The organism is Comamonas aquatilis (assembly GCF_965139575.1).
Taxonomy (GTDB): Bacteria; Pseudomonadota; Gammaproteobacteria; order Burkholderiales; family Burkholderiaceae_C; genus Comamonas; species Comamonas aquatilis.
In genome coordinates this window covers 660,673-671,499 of record NZ_CBCSIW010000001.1, presented here as the reverse complement: position 1 = coordinate 671,499, position 10,827 = coordinate 660,673, and the positions used below count along the sequence as shown (strand labels likewise).

Genomic DNA, 10,827 nt, shown 5'->3' with positions numbered 1-10,827 from the left:
CCACCCTCCCCGAAACCACGACGGCCCCCGAGGCTCAGCCTGAGCGCCGCCCCATCCGCGATCTGCCCGACGAGCTGATCAGCCAGATCGCCGCCGGCGAGGTGGTGGAGCGCCCCGCCTCCGTGGTGCGCGAGCTGGTGGACAACGCCCTGGATTCGGGTGCCCGCCAGATCACCGTGCGCCTGCTGGCCGGCGGCGTGCGCCTGATTGCGGTGGAAGACGACGGCTGCGGCATTCCGCGCGAAGAGCTGCCCGTGGCCTTGCGCCGCCACGCCACCAGCAAGATCACCGATCTGCATGACCTGGAAACCGTGGCCACCATGGGCTTTCGCGGCGAAGCACTGGCCGCCATTGCATCGGTGTCGGAAACCTCTATCCTGTCGCGCCCTGCGGGCCAGGAATCGGCCTATCTGCTCGATGCCCGCAGCGGCGAGCTGCGCCCCGCCGCCCGCAACCAGGGCACAACGGTGGAAGTCAAGGAACTGTTCTTCTCCACCCCGGCGCGCCGCAAATTCCTCAAGACCGATGCCACCGAACTGGCGCACTGCATTGAATCCGTGCGTCGCCATGCACTGGCTCGGCCCGATGTGGGCTTTGCCATCTGGCACGAAGGCAAGCTGGCCGAGCAGTGGCGAGCCGCCACCGGCACACCCGAAGAAGCCATCTCCAGCCGTCTGGCCGATGTGATCAGCGACAAGTTTGTCAGCAATTCTGTCACCGTGAATCACTGGGCAGGCCCGGTGCATGTCACGGGTCGCGCCGGCATTCCGGACGCTGCCCGCTCGCGCCCCGATCAGCAGTTTTGCTATGTCAACGGCCGCTTTGTGCGCGACAAGGTGCTCACCCATGCCGCCCGCGCCGCCTACGAAGATGTGCTGCACGGCACCAAGCAACCGATTTTTGCGCTGTATATCGAGATCGATCCGGCCCGCGTGGATGTGAACGTGCACCCCACCAAGATCGAAGTGCGTTTTCGCGACAGCCGCGAAGTGCACCAGGCCGTGCGTCACGCGATTGAAAACGCCCTGGCCACACCGCGCGCCGCCGCCGTGGTCGAAGCTGCCGCAGCGGAAGCCGCCAGCGACGCAGCCCGCCAACCGGGCCTGATTGCCGAAGCAGGCGCAGCCCCAGGCAAAGCTGCCACCCAGTCCTGGCCGCAAACCCGCATGGCTTTTGGCGAGGAACGTGTGGGCACGCCGGTCAGCGATCTGGCCAAGCTCTGGGCTCCCATGCGCGAAGAGCAAGCTGCGCCGGCAAGTACTGCGGCCCCTGTGGCCTCCGAACCGATCGCCCCGCCGCTGGCACCATCCACCGCAGCCTCCGAAGTGCCGAGCGTGGTTGAGACCTCAGCTCCTGTTCAAACCGCTGCTCCGGCAGCCACGGCGCCTTTGGTGTCGTCCGCAACGCCTGCTGCAACCCAGACCACGCCAGACAGCGATACCGTCAAGCACCGCCCATCGGGCCAAAGCAGCTATTTCACAAGAAATACGGCTTCAGCCCCGGCGGCATATACGCCAGCAGCTATCAAAGCTGAGGTAGTCCCTGCGACTTCAACACCATCCGCAGCGCCTGCACCAACTGCTGCCCGCACCACACCGGCAGCGGCCGACAGCGCCCCCGTCTGGCCACTGGGCCGGGCCGTGGCGCAAATTCACGGTGTCTATATCCTGGCCGAAAACAGCCAGGGCATGGTGATCGTGGACATGCATGCCGCCCATGAGCGCATCGTCTACGAACAGCTCAAGAACTCCGTCAACAGCAGCGACGGCGAGCAGCAGATTCCCAGCCAGCCGCTGCTGATCCCCGCCACATTTGCCGCCACGCCCGAGGAAGTGGCCACGGCCGAAGACCATGCCGAAACCCTGCTGGCGCTGGGCATGGAGGTCTCGCCCTTCTCACCCAAGACACTGGCCGTGCGCGCCGTCCCCGCCTCTCTGGCCCAGGGCGATGCCGTGGAGCTGGCCCGCAACGTGCTGGCCGAGCTGGCCCAGCACGACGCCAGCACCGTGGTGCAGCGCGCCCGCAATGAAATTATGGCCACCATGGCCTGCCATGGCGCCGTGCGCGCCAACCGCAAGCTCACCCTGGACGAGATGAATGCGCTGCTGCGCCAGATGGAAGTGACCGAGCGCTCGGACCAATGCAACCACGGCCGCCCCACCTGGCGCCAGCTGAGCATGAAGGAGCTGGACGCGTTGTTTTTGCGCGGCCGCTAAAGCAAGGAAGGCTGGCGGCGCTTGAAGCGCCTATTTAACAGCTACATTGTTTCCATCCATAACGATAGCGGGCCGGGAGATACAGGCCCCGGCCGCAGCCATGAATCCCACCGCCAGCGCAACGACGACCGTCAACCCCGAACCGGCCGAGGCCCAGTCCTTCATCGCCCGCGTGCGCGCCGCCCTGCCCCAGCTGCCGCCCACCGAGCGGCGCCTGGGCGAGTTTTTGCTGGATTTTCCCGGCAATCTTTCCAGCTATGCGGCGGCCGAGATTGCCAAGCTCACCGGCGTCTCCAACGCCACGGTCACCCGTTTTATCCGCCGCCTGGGCTATGAGAGCTATGAAGACGCCCGCCGCCATGCGCGCGCGCAGGGCGACAAGGGCTCGCCCCTGTTTCTGGCCGCTGCCGCCGCCCAGGGCGCGCCTACGGCCGATGTGATTGCCACCCATCTGCGCCAGGCCAGCGACAACCTGTCCGTCACCATCGGCCAGATTTCGGCCGCCCAGCTGGATGCGATTGCCAAGGCCTTGATTGCGGCGCGCCAGCTGCTGTTTGTGGGCTACCGTCAGAACCGCAACTTTGCCGCCTATCTGCGCTGGCAGCTGCTACAGGCCCTGGACATGCCCAGTCAGGTGATTCCCGGCGCCGGCGAAACATTGGGCGAATACGCAGCCCATCTGGGCGAAGGCGATGTGGTGGTGGTCTTTGCCCTGCGCCGCAGCGTGCCTGTGGTCAGCGAATTCGCGCGCCAGGCCAGGCAAATGGGGGCCAGGCTGCTGTGCATCACCGACCATGCCAGCCCCGCACCCGAAGCCGACTGGCTGCTGCGCGTACAGACCTCGGCCCCGGGCCCGCTGGACAATCATGCAGCGCTGTTCATGCTCTGCCACCTGATTGCCACCACCACCTTGCAGCAAAGCGGCCAGCCCGGTCGCCGGCGCATGGCCGCCATCGAAGCCAGCCACGATGCGCTGGACGAGCTGCGTTGATGGACTGAATTGAATTGAAGCTAGACGCTACCGAAACAGAAGCAGTTAGCGTTGTTTATTCATAGAGTTCACATGTATCCACATCTGAACTCCATGAATATCAAGCGCTAGCAGCTATCAGTTTCATACCTGCTCCAAGGTCTGCAGCTGCAAGCCCTTGAGCGCAGCCTGCACCGCTGCCACCACAGGCGAGAGCACGGGCACGGCAAAGCGCGGCGCCAGCCACAGCGCGGCTTCGGCCAGCGGGCCGCCGCCAATCACCACCGCCTGGGCGCCATCGCCGTCCACACAAGCGGCCACGGCTGCGGCCAGACGTTCGCACTGCAAAGCCGGGTCTGCGGCCAGCGCCAGGGGCTGGCCTTCTGCGATGCGGGTGCCGGTGAACCAGGGCGTCAAACCCAGGGCCGAGACCGAAGCCGCAATCGAGGCCTCCAACCCCGGCGTGGTGGTGGCAATGCCAAAGCGGCGCGGCAGGCCTTCGGCGTCGCGGGCCGCTTGCAACATGGCGGCTTCGCCTATGCCAAAGGTTTGCACCTGCGCAGGCAAGGCGGCCCGCAGCAAGTCCAGACCCGGGTTGCCAAACGCGGCCACGATGATGGCGCAGGGCCGGGGGCTGTCATCGGCGTCGGCAAACTCCCGCCCCAGCCTCAACACCTCCTGCTCGGCAATGGCCAGGCCGGCCTCATCGGTAATCATGGCCGCACCACGGGCGGCCGTCGCCGTTTGCAGGCGCACGCCGGCGGGCAGACAGGCCAGCGCCTGGCGGGCCATCAGCGCCGTGGTCTGCTGCGAGGTATTGGGGTTCAGCAACAGAATCTGCGCCGCCAGCGGCTTGTCTTGCGAATCTGGCAAAGCGCTCATGCTGTGCGCTCCTGACCGGCGGCCACGCCGCTGCGCGCCGCAGCTTCACTGTGCGCATGCGATTCGCCTCCCGCCCCCTCTTCGATGGAGCGGCCAAAAGTCTCGGGCGCAAACTGCACGGCAATCGCAAAAATGAAGTACATGGCGGCAATCATGCCGAACATGCCGGAGACACCGTGCAGATCGAACATCTTGCCCGCCAACGTCTGCGACATGGCGCCGCCAATCGTGCCCAAGGCCAGCAAAAATGAAGTGCCCAAGGCGCGGATGCGGGTGGGGTAAAGCTCGGGCGCAAAAATCCAGATGGAGGTGTTGAGCGTCAGCACGCAGAACTGGAAGATGGCGCCGCAGATCAAAATCATGGCCACGCTGTCGGTGAAGTTGCCAAAGGCCAGCCCCGCCAGACAGGCGGCAATCGCGCCCACGGTCAGCACACGCTTGCGCGGAAAGTAGTAGCCCATGGTGGAGGCGGCCACCGCCCCCAGCAGGCTGCCCACCTGCATGACGATGGTGAAGCTGAAGCTCTTGGTGATGGAATAACCCTGGGCCACCAGGATGGTGGGCATCAGCGTGAGCACCGACAGCTGGGCACCAAAAGTCATCCACGAGGCCAGGCCCACGGCAATGGTGCGGCGTGCATAACCGCCCTTGAAGATATCGGTGAACGAGCTGCGTTGAACGCTCTGCGCAGCAGCGCCCGGCTCTCCCGCTGCGTTCTTGCTGATGAATTCGCGCACCTCGTATTGGGCGTTGGCCAGCTTGCCCGATGCCAGCATGCTCAGCACCTGGTTGGCTTCATCAACCCGGCCCTTGGAGAGCAGAAAGCGCGGCGTCTCGGGCACGAAGCGGCGGTAGAAGACGATGAAGATGGCCGGCAGCACCAGGCAACCGAACAGCCAGCGCCAGGAATCCTCACCGGGGAACAGCGTGAACACGCCCAGCGCAAATGCCGGGGCCAGCATATTGCCCAGGCCGCCGCCGCCCACATTGATCAGCCCCACGGCCGTGCCGCGAAAGCGTGCCGAGCAGAACTCGGCCAGCATGGTCACCGCCGTGGTGATTTCCCCGCCCAGGCCAAAGCCGACCACAGCGCGGGCAATGGCCAAGAAGGCATAGTCCGGCGCCAGCGCGCACCCCACGGCGCCCAGCGTGAACAGGCCCAGATTCACATTGAGCATGAAGCGCCGCCCCAGGCGGTCTGCCAGATAACCCGACAGCAGCCTGCCCATGGCGGCGGCAAAGAAGGTGATGGTGTTCAGAAACCCGATGTCGGTGGCATCCAGCTTCCACTGTTCACGCAGCAGCGGCCCGACCAGACCCACGGCGTTTTGCTCGAACACGTCAAACAACACGCCGCAAACCACCAGAAAAATGATGCTTTTGTGCGAGCGCGTCACGCCAATCTGATTGAGCGCGCTCTCCAGCTGCTGCATTTGCGCTGCGCTGGCCATGCCTGACGCCGAGGGCGTTACGGGAATCTCTGCTGCCATACAAGCCTCCTGTGTTCCGTGAACCAAATGAAATTTCAGCGTTGCGAATATGAAATTATTTTTTCTTATTAGACAAGGTGAAATTTAAATTTCAAACACAGGTTTACCCGGCTTGCAGTCGCTTGGCTGCATTCGTTTCGCAGCGAGGGCCAAGCATCCGCAGATTTGGCGCCTCATAGTTTTGCCAAGTGAAATCCAAATTTCACAAATCAAAAGACATGGCAAAACAGATTCAGCACCAAGTTGGTGCTATCACATTTAAAGGCTCCCAAACGCTTGCTCATGGTTCTTTCCCAGGTAGCAAAGACAAGTTGTGAGCATCCAGATTTTTTTGCAACAGCAAGACCTGCGTTCATGCACCAGCTAAGTGCTTGCCACCGCTGAAAAAATACCCAAAACACGCACCAACAAATTGCACGCACGCACCAGAATTGCGCCGACGCGCACCGAAACTATGCATGAAGGCATAACTTTTTGGCATAATCTTGGTTTTGCTAGTTTGCACGCCCCCTGTTTAGTCAGAAAGTTCTCTTATGAAGTACGAGTCCGTAGGCCAGTTCCTGGAAGAAGTGGCACAACGCAACCCCGGCCAGCCCGAATTCCTGCAAGCCGTCACCGAAGTGATGGAAAGCCTCTGGCCCTTCATTGAGAAGAACCCCAAGTACGCTGAACACTCGCTGCTGGAGCGCCTGGTCGAACCCGAGCGCATCATCCAGTTCCGCGTCAGCTGGTCTGACGACAAGGGCCAGGTGCATGTGAACCGCGGCTTCCGCATCCAGCACAGCATGGCCATCGGTCCTTTCAAGGGCGGTCTGCGCTTCCACCCCTCGGTGAACCAGTCCGTGCTGAAGTTCCTGGCTTTCGAGCAGACCTTCAAGAACGCTCTGACCACTCTGCCCATGGGCGGCGGCAAGGGCGGTTCCGACTTCGACCCCAAGGGCAAGAGCCCTGCCGAAGTCATGCGCTTTTGCCAGGCTTTCGTGACCGAGCTGTTCCGTCACGTAGGTCCTGATACCGATGTGCCAGCTGGCGACATCGGCGTGGGTGGCCGTGAAGTGGGCTACATGGCCGGCATGTTCAAGAAGCTGTCGAACAACGCTGCCAGCGTGTTCACCGGCAAGGGCCTGTCCTTCGGCGGCTCGCTGATTCGCCCCGAAGCCACTGGCTACGGCACCGTGTACTTCGCCCGTGAAATGTTGGCCACTCGCGGCCAGTCCTTTGAAGGCAAGACCGTGTCCGTGTCCGGTTCGGGCAACGTGGCTCAGTACGCCGTAGAAAAGGCCATGGAGCTGGGCGCCAAGGTCGTGACCGTGTCCGACTCCTCGGGTACTGTGTACGACGCAGCGGGCTTCACCACCGAAAAGCTGGCCATCCTGATGGATGTGAAGAACCACAAGTACGGCCGTGTCAGCGACTACGCCAAGCTGGTTTCCGGCGTGGAATTCCTGGCCGGCAAGAGCCCCTGGTCCATCAAGGTGGACGTGGCCCTGCCTTGCGCTACGCAGAACGAACTGAACGAAACCGATGCCAAGACCCTGATCGCCAACGGCGTGCTGTGCGTGGCTGAAGGCGCCAACATGCCTTCCACCAACGAGGCCGCCCGCGCCTTCGAAGCTGCTGACGTGCTCTACGCTCCCGGCAAGGCATCCAACGCCGGTGGTGTGGCCACTTCCGGTCTGGAAATGTCGCAAAACTCGGCCCGTCTGTCCTGGCCTGCCGAAGAAGTGGACGCCCGTCTGCTGCAAATCATGCAAAGCATTCACGCCGCTTGCGTGAAGCACGGCAAGCGCGAAGACGGCACGATCAGCTACATCGACGGCGCCAACGTGGCCGGCTTTGTGAAGGTGGCCGACGCCATGCTGGCACAAGGCGTGATCTAAGCCTTCGCGCTGTTCACCCCCAACAAAAAAGGTCCTTCGGGACCTTTTTTGTTTGCCCGTTTCATGACCGCCACCCGGCTTTCACGCCTGCGTCACAGGTGCTCCCTAATCTGCATCGCTTGTTAATCAGATTGCAAGGATGTCCATCATGGAACGCCGCCGCTTCTTGGGCCATAGCCTGGCCACCAGCGCACTCGCCACCGGTGCGGGCCTGCTGCCGGCCCTGCTCAAGGCCCAGACAGCGCCCGCCGCCATCACCCGTGATGCGACCCGGGCCCTGCTGACGTCGGGTGTGCAAAGCGGCGATGTACTGGCTCACAACGCCGTCGTCTGGGCCCGTGCCAGCCGTGATGCACGCATGTGGCTGGAGTGGAGCACCACGGCCAGCTTTGCCAACAGCACCCGTTTGCGCGGCCCCGATCTGCTGGAGAGCACGGACGGCACCGGCCGCATCGAGCTGCAAGGCCTGCCGGCCGGGCAGGACATCTTCTACCGCGTGACGCTGGAAGACTTTGGCAGCGCCAATGTGCACTCGCCTGCGGTTCAAGGCCATTTGCGCACGCCGCTGGCCGGCGGCTCGCAAGCCAGCCGGCCGTTCCGGCTGGTTTGGAGCGGCGACACCGCAGGCCAGGGCTTTGGCATCAACGAGGCCTTTGGCGGCATGCGCATTTACGAGCAGATGCGCCGCACCAACCCCGATGTGTTCCTGCATAGCGGCGACACGATTTATGCCGACGGCCCCATCCCAGCCGAAGTCAAGCTGCGCGACGGCTCGGTGTGGAAGAACCTGGTCACACCCGAAGTCTCCAAGGTGGCCGAAACCCTTGACGAATTTCGCGGCCGCTATCGCTACAACCTGATGGATGCCAACGTGCGTGCCCTGGGCAGCGAGGTGGCACAGATCTGGCAGTGGGACGATCACGAAGTCACGAACAACTATTCCGATAGCAAGGACCTTACGTCCAACAAGGCCTACACAGAGAAAAACATCCAGCTGCTGGCCGCACGCGGCCAACGCGCCTTCATGGAGTACGCGCCCATGCGCCGCCTGGGTGCGCAAGAGCATCAGCGCATCTACCGCGTGCTGCCTCAGGGCCCGCTGGCCGATATCTTTGTGCTGGACATGCGCAGCTACCGTGGCCCCAACAGCCACAATCTGCAGACGACGGAGAGCGCCGGCACCGACTTTCTGGGCCGGCCCCAGCTGGCCTGGCTGATCGACGGCCTCAAGCAAAGCCGGGCCACCTGGAAACTGATTGCCGCCGACATGCCTATCGGCCTGTTTGTGCCCGACGGCAAAGATGCCGAAGGCCACCCTGTCTGGGAAGCGGTGGCCAATGGCGAGCACGGCACGCCCAAGGGCCGCGAGCTGGAAATGGCGCGCCTGCTCAAGGGCATCAAGGATGCAGGCATCAAGAACGTGGTCTGGCTCACGGCCGATGTGCACTACACGGCAGCCCACCACTACAGCCCGGAGCGTGCCCAATTCCAGGATTTCGACCCCTTCTGGGAATTTGTCTCCGGCCCGCTCAACGCCGGCGGTTTTGGCCCCAATGAAGCCGACAAGACCTTTGGCCTGGACGTGGTCTACAGCAAAGCGGCGCCGCACCAGAATTCAGCCCCCAGCGAGGGCTACCAGTTCTTCGGCCAGCTGGACATCGACCCGCGTTCGCAGGCGCTGACCGTGGTACTCAAGGACTTGAACGGCCAGTCGCTGCACACCCAAACGCTGCTGCCGCAACGCGCCTGAAGACCTAAGACGCCGCTGCCAAGCTAGGGCAGGCCCCATGGCCGACAGCTACCCCTCCCAAGTACAAAAGACAGGCCTCAACACCCTGTCTTTTTCATACCTTCTTTCGGGAGAAACTCATGCCATTCACCTACCGCGCCGGCTTTGCCAGCTTGCTGTGCAGCAGCGCCTTCATGGTGTTCAGCCAAAGCGCCATGGCCCAGACTAGTACGCCCCAGGCCAGCGGCCTGTCGCGCACCATGGTGGGCAAAGCCGATGTCTCCGTGCCCGGCCGCGAAGCCGTAGTGGCCAAAGTGGAAGTGGCTCCCGGCTCGCGCGCCGGCCGCCACACCCATCCGGGCGACGAGATCAGCTATGTGACCGAGGGCGAGGTGGATCTGCTGGTAGACGGTCAGCCGCCGCGCACCGTCAAGGCCGGCGAATCCTTTGTGGTGCCGGCAGGCGTGATTCACGATGCGCACAACGCCAGCAGTGCCGCCGTCAAGCTGGTGGGCGTGTATGTGGTGGAAAAAGGCAAGCCGTTGGCCACGCCCGCACCCTAAACCGCGGCACAAGAAAGCCAAGGCCAGAGCATGCTCCCGCCTTTTTCATGGGCGCTCGTCCGGATTATTTGCGCTTGGCCGCCGCATCGCACCAGCGCTGTGCCACCTGGGGCGAGGTGCTGCACACGGCATCGTGGGTGACCGTGGTCACGGCGCGCTCAAGCAGTTGGATATCGGCCTCGTGCTGACGAGCCACATGGGGATCCTCAAAGAAGATGGCGCGGTGGCAGCGCTTTTCCAGCACCAGATCGGCAATCTGCGCGTCTCCTCCCAGAGGGCCGCTGTTGTAGCGATCCACCCAGGGCTTGCCCGCGGGCCAGCCCTTGCTCCAGGCCAGCTCGTTGAGCTTCTGGCCCGTGGTGCCGGTGCCCACGCGGCGGCGATAACGTGAAAGCAGCTCGAAATTGCGGTCCACAAAATCCAGCATGGTGGGCTTCATGGCATCGTGGGCGATCAGCGCCAGCGTCTGGTTTTCATAGTCGTGAAAGCGGTCGGCATTGCGGTCGCGCGCCAGCCCGGCATGAATGCGCTCCATCTCTATCCAGTCGCGGGTCGATGCCACGGTGGAGAGAAACGGCTTGCCGTGAATCACGCACTGGCGTTTCATGGCCAGGGCCTCGGGGAAGATGGAGGAAGGATCGACCGGGTCCATCAGATAGATGGCGCCGTCCAGTGTGCGTTCGTCGCCTTCCATGCCCACCACTTCGGCGACCAGCTTCATCAGCCCGCCTTCGCGGCCATAGGGGTAGCGCACCAAGCCTTTATAGCCCTGCAACATGCCGGCAGCGGTGATCGCATCATAGGTGCGGCCCACCGCGTGAAAGCCAAGCTTCAGCTCCCGGATTCCCGCCTCGCAGGCGCGCAGCAGGGAAAACAGCGCGGCATCCTCGGTTTGGTGATGCAATTTGTTGGCGGCAAGCCCCAGGCAGATCGACATATCTAAACAGTCCTCAAACAGGCATCAGACGCTTATTGGAAAAGCGCAAGCAGCTACGAATAAAAGAGCATTCGTGATTCAAAACACCCACAAGAATAGCGCCAATTCATGACAGCAAAACCGGCACACGATTTGCCGCCGCCATACTTGCCCAGCACTT

At 63.0% G+C, this 10,827-nt stretch carries 8 protein-coding genes; 5 read left to right on the top strand and 3 right to left on the bottom strand.

All coding sequences use genetic code 11. The features are described 5' to 3' along the window. Together mutL and ACNAZA_RS03010 are read left to right on the top strand one after the other, a co-directional pair. Positions 1 to 2,216, top strand: a 2,216-nt coding sequence (gene mutL / locus ACNAZA_RS03015) for a DNA mismatch repair endonuclease MutL (protein ID WP_415794892.1), incomplete at its 5' end; no start/stop codon positions are given. Positions 2,217 to 2,316: 100 nt separating this feature from the next. Continuing rightward, positions 2,317 to 3,207, top strand: coding sequence for a MurR/RpiR family transcriptional regulator (locus tag ACNAZA_RS03010; protein ID WP_415794891.1), 891 nt, complete (start codon positions 2,317 to 2,319; stop codon positions 3,205 to 3,207). A gap of 123 nt (positions 3,208 to 3,330) precedes the next feature. Here the strand turns inward: ACNAZA_RS03010 and ACNAZA_RS03005 are convergent, their stop codons facing one another. Together ACNAZA_RS03005 and ACNAZA_RS03000 are read right to left on the bottom strand one after the other, a co-directional pair. Then, positions 3,331 to 4,068, bottom strand: coding sequence for an aspartate/glutamate racemase family protein (locus tag ACNAZA_RS03005; protein ID WP_415794890.1), 738 nt, complete (start codon positions 4,066 to 4,068; stop codon positions 3,331 to 3,333). Continuing rightward, on the bottom strand, positions 4,065 to 5,558 hold the full coding sequence (locus ACNAZA_RS03000) for an MFS transporter (RefSeq protein ID WP_415794888.1): 1,494 nt from the start codon (positions 5,556 to 5,558) through the stop codon (positions 4,065 to 4,067). Before ACNAZA_RS03000 ends, ACNAZA_RS03005 begins: the two co-directional genes overlap by 4 nt. Before the next feature lie 533 nt (positions 5,559 to 6,091). Here ACNAZA_RS03000 and gdhA point away from each other — a divergent pair. From gdhA to ACNAZA_RS02985, 3 genes are all read left to right on the top strand, one after another. Beyond that, complete coding sequence (gene gdhA, locus ACNAZA_RS02995) at positions 6,092 to 7,438, top strand: NADP-specific glutamate dehydrogenase (protein ID WP_415794887.1); 1,347 nt, start codon at positions 6,092 to 6,094, stop codon at positions 7,436 to 7,438. Between the two features lie 148 nt (positions 7,439 to 7,586). Beyond that, a complete protein-coding gene (locus tag ACNAZA_RS02990; protein ID WP_415794886.1) occupies positions 7,587 to 9,188 on the top strand; it encodes an alkaline phosphatase D family protein in 1,602 nt (533 codons plus the stop codon). Between the two features lie 173 nt (positions 9,189 to 9,361). After that, complete coding sequence (locus ACNAZA_RS02985) at positions 9,362 to 9,730, top strand: cupin domain-containing protein (RefSeq protein ID WP_415794923.1); 369 nt, start codon at positions 9,362 to 9,364, stop codon at positions 9,728 to 9,730. A 64-nt stretch (positions 9,731 to 9,794) separates the two neighbouring features. Here the strand turns inward: ACNAZA_RS02985 and ACNAZA_RS02980 are convergent, their stop codons facing one another. Then, positions 9,795 to 10,667, bottom strand: a complete 873-nt coding sequence (locus tag ACNAZA_RS02980; protein ID WP_415794885.1) for a methylglyoxal synthase — start codon at positions 10,665 to 10,667, stop codon at positions 9,795 to 9,797. Between the last annotated feature and the right edge of the window lie 160 nt (positions 10,668 to 10,827).

Bases quoted from the DNA above. Each gene is read 5' to 3' on its own strand.
- ACNAZA_RS02985 (WP_415794923.1), top strand. From the start codon at position 9,362: ATGGTGTTCAGCCAAAGCGCCATGGCCCAGACTAGTACGCCCCAGGCC.
- ACNAZA_RS03000 (WP_415794888.1), bottom strand. From the start codon at position 5,558: ATGGCAGCAGAGATTCCCGTAACGCCCTCGGCGTCAGGCATGGCCAGC.
- ACNAZA_RS02990 (WP_415794886.1), top strand. From the start codon at position 7,587: ATGGAACGCCGCCGCTTCTTGGGCCATAGCCTGGCCACCAGCGCACTC.
- ACNAZA_RS02980 (WP_415794885.1), bottom strand. From the start codon at position 10,667: ATGTCGATCTGCCTGGGGCTTGCCGCCAACAAATTGCATCACCAAACC.
- gdhA (WP_415794887.1), top strand. From the start codon at position 6,092: ATGAAGTACGAGTCCGTAGGCCAGTTCCTGGAAGAAGTGGCACAACGC.
- ACNAZA_RS03005 (WP_415794890.1), bottom strand. From the start codon at position 4,068: ATGAGCGCTTTGCCAGATTCGCAAGACAAGCCGCTGGCGGCGCAGATT.
- ACNAZA_RS03010 (WP_415794891.1), top strand. From the start codon at position 2,317: ATGAATCCCACCGCCAGCGCAACGACGACCGTCAACCCCGAACCGGCC.